The organism is Sphingopyxis sp. Geo48, from assembly GCF_949769155.1.
GTDB lineage: Bacteria > Pseudomonadota > Alphaproteobacteria > Sphingomonadales > Sphingomonadaceae > Sphingopyxis.
The window spans coordinates 248,262-268,963 of the sequence record NZ_CATKPA010000002.1; the positions used below are offsets into that span (position 1 = coordinate 248,262).

Here is a 20,702-nt window from a genome sequence, read left to right on the forward strand (position 1 = left end):
CGCCGCCGTCGCGGCTATGCTGCGCTCGTTGCTCGTGCGGCGCCGTCACTCAACACGCCGATGACGACATCGACCCTCGGTGGATGAGCGCATCGACATCCGCGGCGAGACCTATCTGCGCTTCGAATGCGAGTGCGGGCAGCGTCAGCAATCACCCGAGCCAGAAGACGGCAAAGTGAAGTGCGCGCGCTGCAACAAAGAACATACCGCAGATGAGTGAGACGCTGACTCTTCGCCATCCGAAGGCGCCCAGCGGCGAAAAGACAAGGCGCGAGCATGTCGAGAAGGTTGCCAAGGCGCTCGCTGCCCAGCGGAGCGATGCCGAAAACGACTGGTACTCGATCGCGGATTTCTCTGGCTACGGCTCGCTGCCCAGCCTTTCTTACACGGCGCAGGGAACGCAGCGCCCGAAGATGCGCCAGTTGATCGATGATCATCCGAAGCTGGCTTTCCGCACGACCGAATCCGGCATGTATTCCGGGCTTTCCTCGCCAAACCGGCCATGGATCGAGTTCAAGTTCGCCGATCCCGAGATGGCGGATTATCAGCCTGCGCGCGTCTGGCTCGATAGTTTCCAGTCCGTGATCTACTCGCTGTTCGACGCCTCTAACTTCTATCAGGTCGCCCGCAAGAATTACGGCTCGATGGCTCGCTTCGGGCCCGGCGCCGGCATCATGTCCGAGCACCCGCTCAAGATTGCCCCCTGCCTTAGCCTGCCGATTGGCTCCTACTGGCTTGGCCTTGATGACGCGTTCGACGTCGACACGTTGATGCGCAACTGCCCGATGACGGTCGACCAGGTGGTGAAGCGCTTTGTCGGCCGCCCCGGCGGAAAGTACGATTGGACTGCCGTCTCTCCCACGGTCAGGACCAAGTGGGACAACTCCGACTATCAGCATATTGTGCATTGCAGGCAGTTGATCGAACCGGGCGCTAACGGTGCTTGGGATTCGGTCATCTGGGACTGCAACGACGACCGCAAGACGGCTTTGCTGGAAGCGAAGCGTTATAGCGAGCAGCCTTTCTGGGCGCCGCGCTGGGACACGACGGACACCGGCCCGACCAACTACGGGCGCGGCGTAGGGCATGACAGCCTTGGCGCGATGCGTGAGCTGGCGCTCATCAACCTGCGCGAGCAGGGAATGTTCGACCTTCTGGCGAAGCCGCCGACGGCTGGGCCCGCGCGCGATCTCGACATGCGCCCCGGCGCTCACACGCATGTCGCGGACATGAGCCAGGTGCAGGCGGCCAAGCCGATCTATGAGGTCAATCCTCTGGCGCTGCAGGCCGCCGAGAAGAAGATTTTGCGCCTGCATGATGTGATCGACCGGCTGACCTATGCCGACCTGTTCATGGCCATCACGAACATGCCCGGTGTCCAGCCTCGCAATGTCGAGGAATTGCTCAAGCGCGATGAAGAGAAACTGACCCAGATCGGCCCTGTCGTCGAGATGGTGAACGACGACATGCTGCCGGTGGCAGTCGAGCGCATGATTGGCATTGCGCGCCGCGGTGAATTGATCCCGCCCGCCCCTGAGGAATTGCAGGGCAAGGAGTTGAAAGTCGAGTTCGTTTCCGTGCTGGCGATGGCGCAGAAGATGCTCGGGCTGTCGACCACGGAGCGCGTTGTCGGGTTCGTCGGGTCACTCGGTTCGATCTTCGGTCCGCAGGTTCTCGACAAGATCGATCCTGACGCGATTGTCGACGATTACGCCGAGCGGGCGAACATGCCGGCGAAGGCCATCCGTGACAGCCGCACGGTCAACAACATCCGTCAGCAGCGTCAGCAGCAAGAGCAGATGGCGCAGATGGCCGCGCTCGCCCAGCCAGCAAAGGACGCAACCACGGCGGCTCTGAATATCGCCGAGATGTCCAACGATACGGCCCGATACTGATGATTCCCAAGGAAGTTTTACGCGCTGATCGCGACTGGCTGATCCAGCAGCCACAATTCCAGCGCTTCATTTTTGAGTTCTATAGGGAGAGCGGTATTACCCGCTGTACTCGCGAAGAGCAGCAGCGCCTTTTTCACGAAGGCAAGCGCTCCTTGGGGCTCGAAATTCTCGGCTGGTTCTCTGCAACACCTGCGGAACCGAACGACGCAATCGCGTTGGCAATCAAGGCCGGGACACAGTTCACCCCACAAGGAGCGAAGCATGACGACCGAGACGAATCCCAATGATGCAACCGCCGATGTCGCTGAAATTGCGACGACTACGGCGCTGGGCGATGCAGCGACTACAGAAGCCGCGACCGACACCCCTGCGGAGGACGGAGAAACCGCGGGCGAGGTGACGGAGGCCGAAACCCCCGAAAAGACCGAAGAGGCCCCAGCAGACACCATCGTCGGCGCTCCGGAAGAATATGACGCGAGCGCGTTTACCATGCCGGAAGGCGTGGAGTTCGACACCGAGATGTTCGATCTCGTGAAGGACGACCTCAAGGGCATGGACCTCAGCCAGAAGGGCGCCGAGAAGATCATCGGTATCTTCGCTGAGAAGGTCGCCCCGAAGATCGCTGAGCGCACGACGAAGGCGATCGATGACGGGGCAGCCCAGCTGAGCGCCAATCTGGCGCGCGACCTGCAGGCCGATCCAGAAGTCGGCGGCGCGAAGCTCAAAGAGAGTCAGGCTTATGCCGCCAAGGCAATCGCCCAGTTCATCCCCGACCCTGCAGAGCGGTCGGAGTTCTCGAAATTCCTCAACGAAAGCGGCCTCGGGAATCACCCGCTGCTGACCCGCGTCATTGCCGGTGCGGGCCGTGCGCTTTCGGAGGCAAGCACTCCCGGTCTCGCCACAGAGGCGGCCGAGAAGACAGCGTCTGAAAAATTCTATGGTAGAAAGGCATAAACATGACTGTACTCGGTACGCAGCTCCACACGCTCGCCGACGTTACCCAGCGTCTCGATCCCGACGGTAAGGTCGCGGTCATTGGCGAATGGCTGTCACAGCAGAACGAAGTCCTGCAGGATCAGCTTTGGGAAGAAGGCAACTTGCCGACCGGCGAGCGCACGACCGTTCGCACCGGTCTGCCCACGGTCTTCGCCCGCGGTCTCAACCAGGGCGTTCCGCGCTCCAAGAGCCGCGTTGCGCAGATCGATGAAGGCGTGGCATGGTTTGAGGGCCAGAGCGACATCGATCGTCAGGCGGCCATGATGTCGGGCAACCCCGATAACTATCGCCTCACCGAAGCTTCGGCCTTCTATGAATCGCTCGGTCAGGCCAATGCGCAGTGCATCTTCTACGGGAACGCCGCTTCGAGCCCGCAGCAGTACACTGGCATGTTCCCGCGCTATAACAGCCTGTCCGGTTCGACGAAGGACCAGATCATCGACGGCGGTGGCACGGGTACCGACAACTCGTCGATTGCCCTGATCGTCTGGTCGCCGATGGGCTTCAAGGGGATTTACCCCAAGGGCTCGAAAGCCGGTATCACGCACATCAACGTGACCGCTGGCACCGGCACGGCTGACGACGGCTACGAGACGGGTTCGTATGTCACCGACGCCGACGGCAACCGCTTCCTTGCGGTGTCCGACAACTTCATCTGGAAGGTCGGTCTCTCGATCAAGGATTACCGTTACGGTGTCCGCATCGCCAATATCGACAAATCGCTTCTGACGCCGAACTATTCGACCGGTGCGCAGATCGAGATGCTGATGGCGGCCGCTGTCGAGCGCGTGCAGGGTCTGTCGATGCCGGGCTCGCGCGCTGCTTTCTACATGCCGCGCAACATCCGCGAGAACTTCCGCAAGCAGCTCATCAGCAACAAGAACAACTCGAATTTCTCTTACGAGGAAGTCGGCGGAAAGCGCGTGATGATGTTCGGCGAAGTGCCGGTTCGCGTCTGCGACGTGATGAAGGCCGACGAAGCCCGCGTCGTCTGATCGATACAGGAAAGGAATTAAGCCATGCTTTTTGATCGTGAAATGATCTTCTCGAAGGATCAGGCGCCGACCACCGGCACTCAGTACTCGACCGATGTCTATGACCAGGGTCTTGCGGGCGTGAACATCAACACGAACCGCGAGCTTCAGGTTGTCTGCTCGGTGACCACGGATTTCGCCAGCGGGACCAGCCTTGCCGTGAACTTCGTCCAGAGCGCCAACTCGGACCTTTCGTCGCCCGACGTCCTGATCGGCTCTGGCGTCATCGCCGAAGCATCGCTGCTCAAGGGCACCGTGCTGCTCCGCGCAGCCGTACCGCGCACGACCAAGCGTTATCTCGGGTTCCAGTTCGTCACTGTCGGCACGCATACCGCCGGCAAGGTGTTCGGCGGCATTGTCCGCGGCACCGACGACACGGCGATCCCGGCCTTCAACACCGGCTACTAAGAAAGGCCAGAAACATGGGTAAGATCGTTCAAGCAATCGTCCGCGGCCCCGAGCCATATTTCGATGGCGAGATGCACGAACCGGGCGAGGTCGTGCAGGTTGACGAGGATTTCGTCTCGGACGAGGATTTCGTCGAAAAGGATGTCGAGGTTACGCTGGACCAGCCTATCGTCGTCGATGGCAAGCTGCAGCGCACGTTCACTGAGACGGTCAAGGTGCGCACGCGCTTTCGCCCTCTCGGAAGCGAGCCGACCATCGGCACGCCGACCGGCGCAACCCCGCTCACCGGACGTGACCTTGACAGGCTGAATGTCGCCGACTTTCTGAAGGGCGGCGCCGATGACATCGTTGCGGCTATCACGAACGGCAACGTCGACGAGTTTCTCGGCGCGATCGAGCAGGGCGAATTGTCGCGCAAGGGTCCGGCTCGCGCTGCGGTACGGAATGCCATCGCTGCTCGTCAGGCCGCGCTGAACGGCTGATTACGCCAGTCTGGGGGCAAAGGGTCGGGGTAATTCCCGGCCCTTTGTTTTGAGTTCCGATGCGCCGCGACATAGCGTCCGGTAATGGCCTCGCATCCCTCTCGCCCGCGCGGGACACCCCGCAAGCCGAAGCGCTCGACCGAACGGGGGCGCGTTGCGGCGCTTGAAGAGGCTGTGCAGGAATTGCAGGAGACTGGCGGTGGCGCGTGACCTCGTTCAAATCTGCAATGAAGCCATCTCCGACCTGCCGGCGCATCCGATCTCGGGCCTTGACGATGACAAGAAAGAGGCGCGCGAGTGCAGTCGTCATCTGAACGGGGTCGTGTCCGACCTCATCGGGATGCACGACTGGGCGCATGTCAGGCGCCGGGCAGCGCTGGCGGAAGTCGCCAATGATCGCGAAGGAGAATGGGCGCACGCCTATGTGCTTCCTGATGAAATTGTGTCCCCCCTTGTTCTCGTCCGCGATCTGAACGCCACGTCGGTCCCCGACATCATCGTCACGCCGATGCTATACTGGCCCTCATTCAATGCCGGATATGAGCTGATCGATTACACGCTTGCCGACAACAAGCTCTATACCAACCTCGATAGCGCGATCCTCGAATATTCGGTCGACGCGGTGCAGCCGAACAAGTGGCACCCGCTGTTCGCTCAGGCGGTTATTCGCACGCTGGCGGCTCGGATATATCGGCCTATTCTGGGCGAGAAGGCCGATACGCAGGAATGGCTCGTCAAGCAGCGTGTCGCCGAGCGCGCGATGTACGAGGCTATTGCCGACGATCTCAACCGCTTTCCCCGTCGCCGGAAGGAATTTGTTCCCGAAGCTGTGCTGGCGCGCGGTGCCTATGGGGGCGTTGTGTGGCCACGGTAAGCAAACTCAATTTCACGCGCGGCATATTGTCGCCGGTTGTCCAGTCTCGTCGGGACGTGGAGGCGTGGAATGCCGGGGCTCGCCGCCTCACGAATGTGACCATCCTCAAATACGGTGGGGTTCGCAAGCGTCCGGGAACGCGTTTCGTCTATAAACTGCCCGCCGATGACGATGAAGCGCGCCTGCTTCCGTTCACCTATTCGCCGGGTCAAAGCTATGCCCTGCTGATGAGCCAAGCCACGATGCGACCGCTGGCGTTAGGAGGCGCGGTACTGGCTGAAGGATACGGCATCACAGGCATAACCAAGGCGAACCCCGGTGTCGTCACTGCGCCCTATCACGGCCTTTCCGACGGAGACGAAGTTTACCTGTCTGGCATCGAGGGGATGGTAGAGTTAAACGGCCGCGTCGTGACCGTCACGGTCATAGACCCCGACAAGTTCAGCATCGGTGTCGACACGACGGCCTATGGCAGTTTTACCGCTGACGACGGCACGGTTCGCGTTGCGCCGCCGACGCCTGCGCCTTCACCGCCGCCTGTCCCCGCGCCGACGCCCGCTCCGACGCCTGCTCCTACCGTTCCTCCCGGAGGCGGTGGTGGCTGGGGTGGCTTTACTCCCGGCTTCCCGATCCCCTGATGGCCGTCTATCCGCTCTACAAGATGGCGACGCCCTACAATGCCTCCGAACTGGGGGACATGGACTATGCCCAGTCGTTCGACACCATATACCTGACGCACGAATATTATCCGGTATCGAAGCTGACGCGCGCCGATCACGCTGATTGGTCGTACAGCGCGGTCACCTTCAGCCCGGGCATAGGCGCGCCGACCAGCGTGAGCGCGGTCGCGACAGTGGCCAACACCGATACGGCTAATTCGGGCGATAGCTACTTCCCGCAGGATTACAATTACATCGTCTCTGCGGTGAATGCAGACGGGCAGGAAAGCCGTGGCTCGGCCCCGGATGGAGCCTCTAACGATACCGAACTGCCGCGAAACTATACGACCATCTCTTGGGTCGCCCCTGCGGGCACCGTGGACTATTACCGGGTTTACAAGTCTCACGAGAGCGGGAGCTTCGGCTTCATCGGGGAAACGACCACCACATCCTTTGTCGACGACGGGTTCCAGCCTGATTACGCTGACGCTCCGATCGAGGCTTACACTCCGTTCAACGCCACCGGGAAATATCCGTCGCGTGTTGGCTTCTGGGAGCAGCGGCTATGGTTCGGCGGAACGACGAACAATCCTAACGGGGTCTTCGCCAGTCGCTCGGCGGACTTCGAGAACATGGACTTTGCACGGCCGCAGCGCGAGAACGACAGTATCGCCATGTCTATTTCGACGGGCCAGAGCAATGTCATAGAGGCCTTCATCCCGATGGACCGGCTCATGGTCGGAACCAGCGACAATATCTTCTCTCTGGTCGGCCCGAATGACGACGTGCTTGTCCCTACGCCTCCACCGGGAGCGAAGCGCCACGTCGGGCGAGGTATTGCCTTGCCGAAGCCTATCATGGTCGGGGAGGTGGCCTTCTATCAGCCGCGCGTGGAATCGGGCCTGCGCACGCTGGGTTATACCTTCGAGATCGACGGCTACCGCTCGAATGATGTCTCTATCTTCGCCCCGCACCTGTTCGAGGATTTTCGCCTTGTCCGCATGGCGTACCAGGCCGAGCCCTCGTCGATCTTGTGGTGCGTCCGCAGCGACGGCGCCTTGCTGGCTTTCACTTGGGAAGCCGAACAGCAGGTCTGGGGCTGGACCGAAATGGATGTCGGCGGGAAGGTGCTGGATGTCTGCTGCATTCCAGAGGGCGACAAGAGCAGGCCGGGCAGCGAGGAAGGGCGGATTTATATCATCGTCGAGCGCGAGATCGGAGTCGAGACGGTGCGCTATGTCGAATATCTCGACCGGCTGAAGTGGACGGATTACCGAACAGCGTCATTCCTCGATTGCTCCCGCATCTATGCCTTCGAGACCCCGCAGACCGAAATCAGGGGGCTGGCGCATCTGGAGGGCGAGGAGGTCACCGTTCTTGCTGACGGCTTCACGCTCACCGCGACTGTAACCGATGGGGCCTTCACGCTAGAAGACCCTGCCCAGTTCGTCGTCGTCGGCTTGCCATATGACGCGATCATCGAAACCCTGCCGCTCCCGCCCGAGCCGCGGAAGAAGATCACGGGCGAAATATATGTTGAGATGGTGGACAGCTTCGACGTGCGCGCCGGTAGAGTTGAAAGCGAGTTGGAATTGCTGGCGACGCGGAAAGAGGGCGAGATAGGTGCGCCGATCATGTTTACTGGCCAGCCTGAGCCTGCGCGCCCCGATCAACTTGTTGACCGCGATTCCACGATAATCATCAAGCAGTCGTCGCCTTATCCCATGACGATCACGGGCATTCATTACGGTGTCGAGCCGAAGTGAGACTGGTTGAAGCCAGTCCCTCGCATATCCCATTTCTTGCCGAGCATATGCGCTCTGCCGACGTGATGGAGTGCACAGCGATAGGCCGGTCACCACAAGAGGCTTTATCGACCGCGCTTCGCTCTTCGCTTTGGGCGCTAACGGCAATCGTCGATGACGAACCCCATGCGATGCTCGGGGTAACATCCCGGAACATGATCGAGGGCGTCGGGGTGCCGTGGATGCTCGGGACAGAGCGCGTGTACGACCACGGCCGCGACCTGCTCCGGTATTCCCCGCAAATTCTGGCGGAAATGCACGCTTCCTTCCCGGTGCTCGAAAATCTCGTTTCGGCCGATAACGTTCGGGCACTGCGTTACATTCGCCGCGTTGGTTTTGAGTTCCGGCTCGAACCCCACATTATCGGTGGGATCGCGTTCGTCCATTTCCGCAAGGGAGCGTCATAGCTGTGTGCAACCCCGGATTGCTGGCGCTAGGCGCTGCGGCCGTCTCAGCCGCGGGCCAAATTCAGGGCGGCATCTATCAGAACCAGATGTCGCGCTATCAGGCGCAGGTCGCCGAGCAGAACAAGCAGCTAACCCGCGAAAATGCAGCTGATGCCATCGTTCAGGGTCAAGAGCAGCAGCGCCAGCTTGGTCGCGAGGTCGCGGGACGTCTCGGGGCGCAGGCGGCGCGTATGGCAGGCAACAACGTCGACATCACTGTCGGTTCAGCCGCCCGCCTTCTCGATGACACCCGCATGATTGGCCGCGAAGACAGCGCATCTCTGAGCGAGAACATGCGCCGCAAGGTCAAGGGCTATCAGATAGACGCCTGGAATTATGAGAGCGAGAAACGCGCAGCCAAGGCTGAAGGAAAGCAGGCTCTTGTCGCGGCAGGCTTCGGCGCTGCCACAACGCTACTCGGAGCGGCGCAGCAATATTCGAAGTTCCGCGCCGGGCAGAAGACAGGCTAATGGTCAGCGTCCCCGTTACTCCCGGTCGGCTTGTCCAGGTACAGGACGAGCCACAGGCACGCTTCCGCTATGCTGAATCCCGCAACTTCGTAGGGCGGGCGCTCGAACAGAGCGGCTCGGCGCTGAGCCAGATTGCCGAAAACTGGGACGCCGTGCGGGCGGTCGAAGATACGGCCGCGGTCAAGAAGTACATGGTCGGCGCTACCGACGAAGCCCGTAACCTGATGTGGACGGGTGAAGACCCGTATTTCAACCGGCAGGGTCTCGATGCTTCGAACACGCGCCCTGAGGTTGAGGAGCGCTTGCGAGAGATACGCGAGAAGGCCCTTTCTCAAGTCGGCAATGAGCGTCAGCGGAATATGCTTACGGCTCAGCTGGACAACCAGTTCGACGGCTATCTTGTCGATGTGGCGAAGCACTCGATCTCGCAGCTCAATGTCGAACTCGACAGGCAGACCGACGCGCGCCTTGCCGGGTTCCGGGAAGATGCCGTCCTCCTTTATTCTGACCCTGAGCGCTATGCCGACAACATCGCGGGCGGCCTCGCGGAGGTAAACAGCCGTGCGGATCGCTTGGGGTGGTCGGAAGAACGGCTCGATGACGAGGAGCAGAAGTTCGTTTCGAGCGTCCACAATGCGGTGATTACTGGTCGGCTGACCGATGACGACATCGACGGCGCCATTGGGCTGCTCGACAAGTATCGCGACGACATGACTTACAATGATGTGCAGGCGATTGAGGCAAAGCTTCAGCCGGCCATCCAGTTTCGCCAAGCCGAAGATGACGCGCTCGTGGCGCTTGGCGCGGCGCCGACAGACGGACCTGACGAGGCCCCGACGCCGGGTGTCGCCTCCGATCTCTACACCCAGCTCAAGGCTATCGAGAGCAACGAAAGCGGGGGCAAGCAATTTACCGCCTCCGGTGCGCCGCTCCGATCTTCGGCGGGGGCGATCGGAGTTATGCAAGTGATGCCGAGCACTGGCCCTGAGGCGGCTCGCCTTGCCGGTCTCGCGTGGGATGCCGAGCGCTTCCACAAGGACGAGGCCTATAATCGTGCGCTGGGGCAGGCCTATTACAAGGACATGCTGCGTCGGTTCGGCGGCGATCCCATCAAGGCTGCGGCCGCGTACAACGCTGGTCCGGGCAGTGCCAGCAAAGGGACCGGTGTGAATGGCGCCATAGCGCGAGCCCGCAAGGCTGGGGAGCCAGAGAATTGGGTGGCCTATCTCCCCGCCGAGACCCGCAATTATGTGGCGAAGTTCCAGAAGAAGACTGGCGACAAGGCAGCAGCGGGAAGCGCGGAGCGCAAATGGGATTTGACAGCCGTCTATACTGATCTTGAAGGCAGGGCGAAGAGGGAAGGGTGGACTCCCGAGCGCCTTGAGCGTGCCCGCCAGCGGATCGACGAGCGCGTCAAGCGTGACGAAATGTTGCAAGGCCGCCGCGAGAACGACGAGTTCGAGCAGGCGCTTGGCGCGGCCGATGCGCTTGGCGACAATTTCACCGACGTCAGCCAGATTCCCAATTTCGAGCGACTGTCGCCGGATCGCCGCTTGCAGCTTCGTAATATGGCCGATGCCAATAAGAAAGCTGTGCTCGCCGGGTCTGCACCGAAAGCGAACAGCGATCTTGCCATTGCTCTGGATGTCATGGCGACGGAAGAGCCGCAGAAATTCCTGCAGCAGGATTTGCGCCTCATCAAGCCACAGGTCACGCCTGCGGAATATGCCGCACTGCAACAGAAAGCCGCGGCTATTCGGGCGAAGCCGCAGCAGGAAGTCGCTTTCCGTGGCGCGATTTCCAGCACGATCAGCATGTACGCGACGCCTGAAATGAACCTTGACGGCAAGCAAAACGCGGATCGCAAACGCAAGGTCTATAACATCATGGAGACGTGGCTGCGCGGCCACGTCAAAGAGGGCCAGCAGCCTACACAATCGCAGCTCAACGAGGCGATGCGTTTCGCTACCGGAAGTATCAGGAAGCCGCAGGGCGGCCTCAAGGGCTATGTATTCGGGGGCGAAAAGGAAATTCCTCGCACCGATCTTCCCGAGTTCGACGTGCCCTCGGATGTTCTGACAGCCTTTATTCGCGGGTATCGCGCCGAGCATGGTGGACGTTCGCCGACGAGCGAGGAAATCGTGACGTGGTGGGATAAGAACAAGGGTCGTTACTGATGCTGATCGACCCTGAAGACTATCTGGCGCCGCGCCCGCGCAAGAAGGGCGAGACGCTTGTCGATCGCGTTCGCCTTGATATCCGAAAGGATGCAGCGGAATCCACCGCCATCTCGCTTCTGGCTGCTCCACCGCCTGAGACGGTTGCCGACGCGACAAAACTTGCCCAGCGATTTGGCTTCAATGCCCTGCAGATTGCCGGAAATCTCGACGAGTTCAAGCGCCGCCAGCGCATCGAGGATATGTCGTCGACGATGCTCAGCGTTGCCGGTTTCGGCTCGTGGGCAGAAGATCCCCGGAATGCCGCGATTGCAGCGGATGATACTGAAAATGTCGGGGTACTGGGCGAGATATGGCAAGGCATCAAGAACATCGGCTCGTCCCTGAAGGCGGGCACCTATGACATGATCGGCAACGTGGGCGACCTCACGGCCGGCGTTATCGAGAACGAAATCGCTCAGACCCGCGCCAACTGGGCGGACCCGAACAGCGACATCAACAAACTGGGGCTCGGCGCGCTCGATCAAAAGCTGACCGGCCCCGTCCTCGAAATGCTTGAGGAATATCAGAAATGGAATGAGCGCGAGGCCAAGGGCTTCACGAACAAGGCGGATGCAGCCGGGCCGGAATCGTCGGGATTTGTAGTTGATAACCTGCTTATGGGCGTGCGGTCGATGCCGAACACGCTGTTCGGCATCGGGCTCGGCCTCGCGACCCGCAGCCCCGGCGCCGCCTCGACGTTCATTGCCGTGCCGACCGCGGGCGCCGCATATCGGCAGGCCCGCGACAAGGGGCTCGATCCTGGCAAGGCGATGGATTTCGCCATCACGCAGGGCGGTATCGAGTATCTGACGGAAAAGCTTCCGGCGTCTCGCCTCATTGGCGATATCGTAGCGAAGTCCCCAGTCGGCAAGAAAATCATTGGCCAGCTCGTCACGGAAATTCCGGGCGAACAGGCGGCGACGTTGCTGCAAGACCTGTCGACATGGGCGACGCTCAACCCGGAAAAGACCCTCGGTGATTTTGCGCGTGAGCAGGCTGGGCGCCAGCTAAGCACCGTGCTTGCGACGGTTGCAGGGGTGGGCGGGACCATCGGGGCGGTGACTGCTGTCGAGCAGGCTGCGGGCGCCGGCAAGAAGCTTCTGACGAAGCTTGATCGATCGCAGCGCGCGGAGACTGAAGGCGCGCTACTCGATGTGGCGGAAGAGGCTGCGGTAAAATCAAAGGTTCGCGAGCGCGATCCCGAAACCTTCAAGTCGATGCTGGAGGCGATGGGCGAGGATAGCCCGAACAATCGCATCTATATCCCTGCCGATGCCGTCGTGGCCTACATGCAGTCGGACGGGTACGATGGTTCGTTCGATGAGTGGTCGTCGCAGGCGTATGAAGCGCAAGCGCTGGGCGGTGATGTGGTCATTTCGATCCCGGACGCGCTGTCGCGGCTCGCCGGGACTGAGGGGTGGAAAGCAACTCGCCCTTCGATGCGGCTGTCTCCCGGCGGGGAGTCGCAAAGCGAGGCGCTATCGTTCGACCAGGCGCTTGCCGACGTTGTGGCAGAGTTCACCGATGAAGCCGTTCCGGCTCCGACGGGTCGCGATGCCCTGTTCCAGTCGATTGCCGACAAGCTGATGAACGCGGGCTACACCCCGACAATCGCGCGGGCGCAGGCAGAATTGCTGGCGCAGCGCTATACGACAAGGCAGGAGCGGCTTGGCCGCCACGTCGGCGGGGACGAGTTCGCAGGCGTTACAGTCGCTCAGATTTTGCCTGAGAAAATCGCCATCGCGCAAAAAGCGTCGGGGCTGGATCAGGTGATTGATGCTCTGAAGCGCAATGTGAAAGGCGAAAGCCTCGGCCCGTCTCTCTTGGAATTTATTGCCAAGCGCGGTGGTGTCGATGATCTCGGAGGTGACCTTGCTTCGATGGGCGCAGATGCGTGGCACCGTGGCAAGCCTGGCACGCGAAAGCTCCTCACGGCAACCAACGCTCGCCAAGGTGAGATGATGGCGCCGGCAGGCCCGCGTGACACCTCGCATGCACTGGTGCTGCGGGCAGCGATCGATGCAGGGTATTTCCCGGAATATGAGGGCACCAGCGACAAGATCGATAACCGGGTTCTGATCGACGCCATCGGGGCAGAGTTGGCCGGGACCAAGCGTTATGCGCGCAGCCCTGATAACACCCTCGCGGAGGGCGCTGCGGAGCTTGAGCAACTGCTTCGCGAGCGCGGTATCGATCCCGCCAAGGCTACCCGCAAAGAGATCGCCGCGGCGGTCGACGCTTACACTGCCGAACAAAGCGGTGGGAACGCTTTTGACCAGTCCTATGGAGACGGCCCTCGTGGGCGCATCCTGTTTCCAGAGACGGGCTTCGACGGATTCAACGCCACTATCGAATTGTTCAAGGCTCGCGACCTGTCGACGTTCCTGCATGAGAGCGGACATCTGTGGCTGGAGGAACTGCGCTTCGATGCTCAGGACATGGGCGCAAGCGACCAGTTGCAGGCCGACTGGATGGCCGTTCAGCAATGGTTCTCGGACAACGGCCACCCGGTCAGGGATGGTGTTATCCCAGTAGAGGCGCATGAGATGTGGGCGCGCGGCGTCGAGCGCTACCTGATGGAGGGCAAGGCTCCCGTGTCCGGGTTGCAGCGTCTGTTCGAGACGTTCAAGACGTGGCTGGTCGGGATTTACCGGACGGTCAACCGTCTCAACTCCCCTATCACCGATGACATTCGTGGGGTCATGGATCGTCTCGTCGCGACCGACGAAGAACTGACGCTCGCCGCAAAAGCGCAGAATATCGAATTGCTCTTCAAGGACGCTGAAAGCGCCGGCATGACGCCGGAGGAATTTTCGGCGCTGCAGGCTCTTTCCGATGGCGCGCGCTCCCGTGCGAATGAGGCGATGCTGGCCAAGGTCATGGCGCCCATTCGGGCACGGGTCACGAAGGAGTGGAAAGAGCGAGCTTCTGTAGTCCGCGCAGAGGTGACAGAGGACGTCGACAACCGGGCGGTATTCCGCGCAGTCAAGATGCTTCGCGATTCCCCGATGGACAGCGAATGGCTCAAGTCGCGGATGGGTGAGGACGTAACAGGACGCCTGCCCCCGAACGTTCCGCCACTGGTTAAGCCCGGTGGGGCGAACCCTGCCGATATCGCGGAGATGGCCGGTTTCAATACGCCTGAGAGCATGGTCGAAGCCCTGCTGGGTCTTGAGGTCACCCGAAAGGAAATGCGCGACGCAGGCGACAAGCGTTCGGTGCGGGCGGCGACGATCGATCAGGAAGTCGACCGCATCATGAACGAACGTTACGGCGATCCGTTCACCGACGGCTCCATCGAAGAAGAGGCGCTCGCCTACATCCACGACGATGCGCAGGGCGAGGTGATGGCTGCCGAACTGCGGGTTCTGTCCCGGACGACAGGGCAGGCGCCGACGCCCTACCGCGTGGCCCGCGAATGGGCGCGTCAGCGCGTTCGCTCGGGGATTGTGAATGATGTCGCGTCTCGCGCCGCGATACAGCGCTATCAGCGCGCCTCGGCACGGGCTGGCAAGGAGGCGGCCGAAGCCATGATGCGCGGCGACCGCAATGCGGCCTTCCGGGCAAAGCAGCAGCAGATGCTGAACAATGCGCTGGTTTCTGCCGCAAAGGCGGTCGAGGAGGAAATCGGCTCTGCCCTGAACCGGCTATCGAAGGTCGCGAAACGGCGCACCTCGCCGAGCATTGACCAGGACTATCTTGAACGCGCTCAGGCGCTTCTGGAGCAGGTCGACCTCCGCGCACGATCGCAGGCCAACATTAATCGCCAAGCTGGCTTCGAGGCATGGGCACGCGAGCAGGAGGCGCTTGGCGTCGATGTTGTCGTGCCTCCGTCCTTTGCCGCTGGAATCGGCACGACACATTGGTCACGGCTTTCGGTGGAAGAGTTTCTCGGTCTTGACGCCGCGGTAAAGCAGATCATCCATCTTGGCCGGCTCAAGCAAACCCTGAGCGACGGGGCCGAGCAGCGCGCGTTTGACGAACTCGTGGGCGAGGCCACCGACGGAATGAGCGGTATGCCGACCAAGCCGCCCAGCGATGCATTCGAGCCGTCGTGGTGGGATAATCTGAAATCCGGCATCGCGAGCGCAGACGTCGCGCTTCTCAAGATCGAGACGATTGTCGACTGGCTTGACCAAGGCAACAGTAACGGCGTTTTCAATCGTGTCGTCTTCAAGCCGATTTCCGATGCTCAAGACCGGGAAAATGACATGCGCGCCGATTATCAGGCGCGCCTCGGGGATATTATCGGGAAGCTGACACCGCAGGATTTGCGCCGATGGTCTGAACCCGTCGAATCCCCTGAACTCCGCAATCGCGAAACAGGGAACGCGTGGAAGGGTGACAGGTCTAACCTGATCGCAATGGCCCTGAACATGGGCAACGAGGGCAACCGCCAGCGTCTCGTCGACGGTTACGGATGGTCCGAGCAAGGCGTGATGGATGCGCTCAACCGCAACCTGACCGAAGCGGATTGGCAGTTCGTGCAGGACGTGTGGGATCTAGTCGACACGTTGTGGCCGGAGGTCGCTGCGATGGAGCGCCGCGTCAACGGCATCGCCCCCGACAAGGTGGAAGCGGTGGCGGTGGAGACGCCTTTCGGTGTTCTTCGCGGGGGTTATTACCCCGCGATCTATGACAGCACGAAAGACTATGAGGCGGAACGACAGGCCCAGCGTTCGGAAGATTTGTTCACGACAAAATACACGCGCGCAACGACGGTGGCCTCCTCCACGAAGGAACGCTCCGAGCGCGTCAGCCGTCCGATCCTGCTGCAGCTCGGTGTCATCAATCGTCACTTGGGCGAGGTGATCCACGACATCACGCACCGCGAAGCCGTGATGCAGGCCCACAAGTTCCTGAGCGACCCGCGCATCAAGCGAAGCATCGACCGGACGTTGGGGGCTGAGTATCGCAAGGCCTTTACTCCATGGCTCAAATTCGTCGCGAACCAGTGGGCGCAAGAGCGTGCGGGCAACGAGGGCATCGGTCGGCTGATGTCATCCCTCCGCTCGAACACGACCGTCGTGGGCATGGGGTTCCGCTTTTCGACTGTCATCATGCAGGCCGCCGGTTACTCGAACAGCTTGGAATATATCGGCGCGGGGTGGGGCGCGAAGGGGGCCGCTCAGTTTGCGGCGCATCCAGTCGAGACCTTCGATATGGTCATGGAAAAATCGGGTGAGATGCGGCATCGCATGGATACGCTTGACCGCGATATCCGGCAGACGATCGCGACGATGGCAGGCAAGAAAAATCCGCTGACTGCGGCCAAGCGGTTTGCCTTTCATGGCATCGGCTACATGGATCGCATGGTGACCATCCCGACTTGGGTCGGTGCCTATAATAAGGCGCTGTCTGAGGGGATGGCCGAAGATCAGGCGGTCTATGCTGCCGACAAGGCGATCCGCTCGACGCAGGGCTCGGCATCGGCGAAAGACCTCGCGGCCGTTGCAACGGGGCAGGGGCAATGGGGGCAGGCGCTAAAGCTGATGACCCTGTTCTATTCCTATGTTTCGACCGTCTATCAGCGTCAGCGCACGCTTGCGCGCGATGTGCGCCGCGCTGGCGTCAAAGACATACCGCAGTTGATGGCGCGGGCATGGTGGCTTGTGGTCGTCCCGCCTCTACTGTCGGAGTTGCTCGCAGGCCGCGGCCCTGATGATGACGAGGACTGGGGGGCGTGGGCGTTCAAGAATATGCTGTTCCAGACGGTCGGCGCGATCCCTGTCGTTCGCGACGCGGCGCGTCCGCTCTATGATCAGTTGGCTGGCAATCGGGCTTTCGATTACCAGCTTTCTCCGATCCAGCGATCGATCCAAACCATTATCGACGCTGGCGGGGTGGCCGGGGATATCGTGACCGGCGAAGAAACCGACAACGCGACGCGCACCATGCTGGAGGCGACGGGCTATGTGACTGGCATGGTTCCCGGGCAGTTGGCTCAGGCGGCACAGTTTCTCGTCGACGTCAGCTATGGCGAGCAAGACCCGCGGACGTTCGGAGACTGGTTCGAAGGGCTGACCAAGGGCAAGATTTCCTGAAGGGCGTGATGTTGTAACCAGTCGTCCGCATAGCTATGAAGGCGTCGGGAGGCGGCATGCTCGGTAAGCAACTAAGGCAAATCAGACTATGGCAATTTTGCGCGGTGACGTTTTTCGTCACCCAAATTCTATACGGGGTCGAAGGGTGGCCCGTATGGGGAGTTTCGGCTATTGTGGCGTGGCTTCTCACTCGCAATGAGCCCGTTGGGGAAAAAAATTTCCTGCCGCCCTCCGCAGTCTGGCTCGTCTTGATGTTCATAATGTATTTGGGTCGCGTGGCCCCCTGACTTTTTGAGTTCCGACACCCTGCGGCTTACCTCAACCCATGAGGTGAGCCGATGCCCGTTTCCACTGAAACTTCCATTGCTGGTCCATATTACCCGAACGGCTCGACAGTCGATTTCCCTTTCGCCTTCAAGGCCTCTTCGGCTGGCGAGGTGGTGGCGTGGGATGGAGATGGCAATCTAATCTCCACTGCGCTCTACACCGTCACACTGGATGACGACGAAGGGGGGATGTTGACGTTCGGGACAGCGCCTGAAAGCGCGGACTATCCGGTCATATACGTTGTCAGCGATCCCAACCTTACGCAGACGGCCAATTTCGACAACGCCGGCCCCTCCTTCAACCCGGCTGCCCTGACGCGTGCCATCGATCGTGCTGCGATCCGCGACCTGAAGCAGCAGCGAGAGATCGACCGCGGGTTCCGGGTCCCGTTTGGCGAAACCGGATTTGTTCTGCCGCTTGCGGCGGACAGGGCTAACAAGTTCCTGTCCTTCCTGCCCAGCGGGGCGCCATTGCTATCGGCGGGGACTGGCGCGGACATCGGCCTTCGAACCGACCTGGCCTCAACCTCTGGCGCCGCCCTCGTCAGCTTTCGCCGTGCGGCGGGCGCGAATCTCCGCACTCAGACGCTCGATGAGTATGTCGAGGGGGGGCATTTGCTGCCCTCGCAATTTAGCGGCACCGGCGAGCAACAGCTTACCCGCGCCATCACCGAGGCGACGGCAAGCCGTAATGGCGGGCAAGGACAGACGGTCCTTCTCCCGCGAGGCGAGATCGAGGTCTCAAGTTCCTTCAACATCGACAATCGCGTTACTCTCATGGGGGTGAACAAGCGGGGCTCCCGTCTCAAGGCTGTAGCTCACAGCGGCCCATATATGGTTACCGCCGACAACGGTACGTCGAGCATGTTCGACAACGCGCTTGAACGTCTGACCCTTGACTGTAACGATATCGCTGGGCTCGGCGGGGTTTACAGCGAAGCGTGGCAAGAGGGCGGTGGGCTTCGTAGAGTGTTGATCCAGAAGTTTCGCACGGTCGGGGCGAGCTTTCAAAATGGCGAGGGTGGCGCGGCTGTCTGCCTGATCGAGGACAGCGAGATTTTCGGCTCGACGCTGGGCAACACGGCGGGAATTGTCCTCAATCCGACACTCTCGTCCAACTTCACTCTCCGGGTGGTCAACACGACAATCACCGGCGGCGGTAATGCCGGAGGCGCAGGCGAGATGCCAAAGGGCATTCACGTCATGGCGGGAAACCTCAAGGTGGACACGGTTCATTTCGAGGTTTGTACCAGCGGCGTCTATGTTGACGGCGGGGGCGATGTGACATTGGAGAACGTAACCGGCGGGGGCTCGACCTCGCTGGTGACCAATCTTGTCGAGGTCGCCTCCACGTTCACCGGCACGCTTCGTATGCGTGGTTGCCGCAGGAACGGCGCCACAAACTTGCTCAAGGACAACCGCTCTGGCGGGTTCGGGACAATCAGCGGCTACGACACCGACATCACCATCACCTCTGAAAGAGACTTGGGGCAGGGCGCCATCGTCGCATCCGCGAGCATCGACGGCACTGGCACCCCTGCTGTCACCAAGGGCTTCGGCATTGCCTCGATCACCGACAACGGGACCGGTGATTACACGATCACCCTGACCCGCTCGGCGCAGGCTGCGTCGGACTTCACGGTGTTTGCCTCCACCAATCAGGGGGCTGGCAATGTCCGCTGCGACCTCAACGGGGTGAACACAGTTCGCGTCAGGTGCTTTGCGGCGGACGGGACGACGGCGACCGACGTGAACGAACTCAAGATACTCGTTCTGAGGGTGGCATGACCCAATCCGCTGAACTCAACGCACTAGCAGTAAAGGTCGGGGAAATTTCCGGGCAGCTTCGCGAGGTCGTGCATAGCGTCAACAACATGGCCCAGAAGGTCGATGGGATGTCGGAAAGGATGCTGACATCCCCGACACAAGCCGACTTCCAGTCGCTCGCCGCGCGGGTGGCGCTGCTCGAAGCGGAGAAGAACCGAACCGACGGTGCCAAGGGCGTGTTTGCAGCCGTCATGCGCTCCCCGATGGCCGCTTGGGCCGCTGCGATCATCGCCGCGATATGGGGCGCCTTCAAGGGGGGACTCCTCAAATGAAGCCGATGAACATGCTGGAAACGGCATTCCTCGCCGCGCAACACGTCATGCGCCCCCCTCCGCCGGTGGCGCCGGTTCCGATCCCCGCCGCTCCGGTTCATGTCCCGGACGGCAAGCGCGAGATGATGGACCCGGGCGCGTTCTTCGCCGCGGTTCGCAAGATCACCGGCTCGCTCGACCAGGTGCAGGTCGACGTCATCAACCGCATGCTCACCGCGGCAAACCATTGGCCGTCGTCGTGGCTGGCCTATGCGCTGGCGACTGCTTGGCACGAATGCCGGTTCCGCCCTGTCCCTGAGATCGGCAAGGGGCGGGGCCGCAAGTACGGCAAGCCCGGCAAATGGTACGGGCAAATCCCCTATGGTCGCGGACTGCCCCAGCTCACTTGGGATTATAACTACGAGTGGGCCGACGCGGCGCTCGGGCTAAATGGAAGCCTGCTTCGCAATTTCGACCTTGCGCTCGATCCCGACATTTCGGCCCGCCTGATGGTCATCGGCATGGAGACGGGGGCTTTCACGGGCAAGGCGCTCAAGCATTACCTGTCGGGCGAGTTCGCGACATATGAGCAGTTCGTCCCCTGTCGGCGCATCATCAACGGGACTGACCGCGCCGAGAAGATCGCCTCCTATGCGGTCGGGTTTCTCGCGGCTGTCCGCGCTGGCCGTTGGGAGGATTGATGGTGAACAGCCGCATTCCTCATCTCCGCGTCGTGGTGGCTGTCTCGGCGGCCGCAATCATCGGCTTTGCGGTGATCAGCTTCTACATCCTCCGGTACAGCACGGATGACGTGACCAAGGGGGCGATTGTCGGGACGTGGCAAAACGTCGCGCTGCTGGCTTTCGGCTTCTGGCTCGGCAGTTCTTCGGGCGGGAAGGTCAAGGATGACGCGCCCACTGGCAAGCCGGAAGACCCTGTCAGCGTAACGGAGACCACCCTATGATC

18 protein-coding genes are annotated in these 20,702 nt (G+C 61.2%); all 18 read left to right on the forward strand.

Translation table 11 applies throughout. From position 1 onward, the window contains the following. Positions 1–79: 79 nt before the first annotated feature. The gene (locus tag QOL79_RS07925) at positions 80–220 is read left to right on the forward strand and encodes a hypothetical protein (protein WP_283419231.1); all 141 of its coding nucleotides are present in this window, start codon (positions 80–82) and stop codon (positions 218–220) included. Further along, positions 213–1,895 (forward strand): portal protein, encoded by a 1,683-nt coding sequence (locus QOL79_RS07930; RefSeq protein WP_283419232.1) that lies wholly within the window; start codon positions 213–215, stop codon positions 1,893–1,895. The genes QOL79_RS07925 and QOL79_RS07930 overlap by 8 nt, the downstream gene beginning before the upstream one ends. Further along, positions 1,895–2,182 carry a hypothetical protein gene (locus QOL79_RS07935; RefSeq protein WP_283419233.1) on the forward strand — a complete coding sequence of 96 codons (288 nt, stop codon included), beginning with the start codon at positions 1,895–1,897 and terminating at the stop codon, positions 2,180–2,182. Before QOL79_RS07930 ends, QOL79_RS07935 begins: the two co-directional genes overlap by 1 nt. Further along, positions 2,157–2,849 (forward strand): hypothetical protein, encoded by a 693-nt coding sequence (locus QOL79_RS07940; RefSeq protein ID WP_283419234.1) that lies wholly within the window; start codon positions 2,157–2,159, stop codon positions 2,847–2,849. Before QOL79_RS07935 ends, QOL79_RS07940 begins: the two co-directional genes overlap by 26 nt. A gap of 2 nt (positions 2,850–2,851) precedes the next feature. Then, positions 2,852–3,886 carry a major capsid protein gene (locus tag QOL79_RS07945; protein ID WP_283419235.1) on the forward strand — a complete coding sequence of 345 codons (1,035 nt, stop codon included), beginning with the start codon at positions 2,852–2,854 and terminating at the stop codon, positions 3,884–3,886. Between the two features lie 24 nt (positions 3,887–3,910). Then, complete coding sequence (locus QOL79_RS07950) at positions 3,911–4,333, forward strand: Bbp16 family capsid cement protein (RefSeq protein ID WP_283419236.1); 423 nt, start codon at positions 3,911–3,913, stop codon at positions 4,331–4,333. 14 nt (positions 4,334–4,347) lie between these two features. Further along, complete coding sequence (locus tag QOL79_RS07955; protein ID WP_283419237.1) at positions 4,348–4,815, forward strand: hypothetical protein; 468 nt, start codon at positions 4,348–4,350, stop codon at positions 4,813–4,815. Positions 4,816–5,014: 199 nt separating this feature from the next. Next, positions 5,015–5,689, forward strand: a complete 675-nt coding sequence (locus QOL79_RS07960; RefSeq protein WP_283419238.1) for a phage connector family protein — start codon at positions 5,015–5,017, stop codon at positions 5,687–5,689. Further along, positions 5,677–6,327, forward strand: coding sequence for a ubiquitin-activating E1 FCCH domain-containing protein (locus QOL79_RS07965; protein WP_283419239.1), 651 nt, complete (start codon positions 5,677–5,679; stop codon positions 6,325–6,327). The genes QOL79_RS07960 and QOL79_RS07965 overlap by 13 nt, the downstream gene beginning before the upstream one ends. Beyond that, positions 6,327–8,114: a phage tail protein gene (locus QOL79_RS07970; RefSeq protein WP_283419240.1), complete on the forward strand. Its 1,788-nt coding sequence runs from the start codon at positions 6,327–6,329 to the stop codon at positions 8,112–8,114. The genes QOL79_RS07965 and QOL79_RS07970 overlap by 1 nt, the downstream gene beginning before the upstream one ends. 194 nt (positions 8,115–8,308) lie before the next feature. After that, on the forward strand, positions 8,309–8,560 hold the full coding sequence (locus QOL79_RS07975; protein ID WP_283419241.1) for a hypothetical protein: 252 nt from the start codon (positions 8,309–8,311) through the stop codon (positions 8,558–8,560). 86 nt (positions 8,561–8,646) lie between these two features. Beyond that, positions 8,647–9,069: a hypothetical protein gene (locus tag QOL79_RS07980; protein ID WP_283419242.1), complete on the forward strand. Its 423-nt coding sequence runs from the start codon at positions 8,647–8,649 to the stop codon at positions 9,067–9,069. Further along, positions 9,069–11,246, forward strand: a complete 2,178-nt coding sequence (locus QOL79_RS07985; RefSeq protein WP_283419243.1) for a transglycosylase SLT domain-containing protein — start codon at positions 9,069–9,071, stop codon at positions 11,244–11,246. Before QOL79_RS07980 ends, QOL79_RS07985 begins: the two co-directional genes overlap by 1 nt. Next, the gene (locus tag QOL79_RS07990) at positions 11,246–17,332 is read left to right on the forward strand and encodes an LPD22 domain-containing protein (RefSeq protein ID WP_283419244.1); all 6,087 of its coding nucleotides are present in this window, start codon (positions 11,246–11,248) and stop codon (positions 17,330–17,332) included. Before QOL79_RS07985 ends, QOL79_RS07990 begins: the two co-directional genes overlap by 1 nt. 338 nt (positions 17,333–17,670) lie before the next feature. After that, positions 17,671–19,446: a hypothetical protein gene (locus QOL79_RS07995; protein WP_283419245.1), complete on the forward strand. Its 1,776-nt coding sequence runs from the start codon at positions 17,671–17,673 to the stop codon at positions 19,444–19,446. An 86-nt stretch (positions 19,447–19,532) separates the two neighbouring features. Further along, a complete protein-coding gene (locus QOL79_RS08000) occupies positions 19,533–19,757 on the forward strand; it encodes a hypothetical protein (RefSeq protein ID WP_283419246.1) in 225 nt (74 codons plus the stop codon). Then, a complete protein-coding gene (locus QOL79_RS08005) occupies positions 19,754–20,437 on the forward strand; it encodes a lysozyme family protein (RefSeq protein ID WP_283419247.1) in 684 nt (227 codons plus the stop codon). Before QOL79_RS08000 ends, QOL79_RS08005 begins: the two co-directional genes overlap by 4 nt. Then, complete coding sequence (locus QOL79_RS08010; RefSeq protein WP_283419248.1) at positions 20,437–20,700, forward strand: hypothetical protein; 264 nt, start codon at positions 20,437–20,439, stop codon at positions 20,698–20,700. Before QOL79_RS08005 ends, QOL79_RS08010 begins: the two co-directional genes overlap by 1 nt. Positions 20,701–20,702 lie beyond the last annotated feature (2 nt).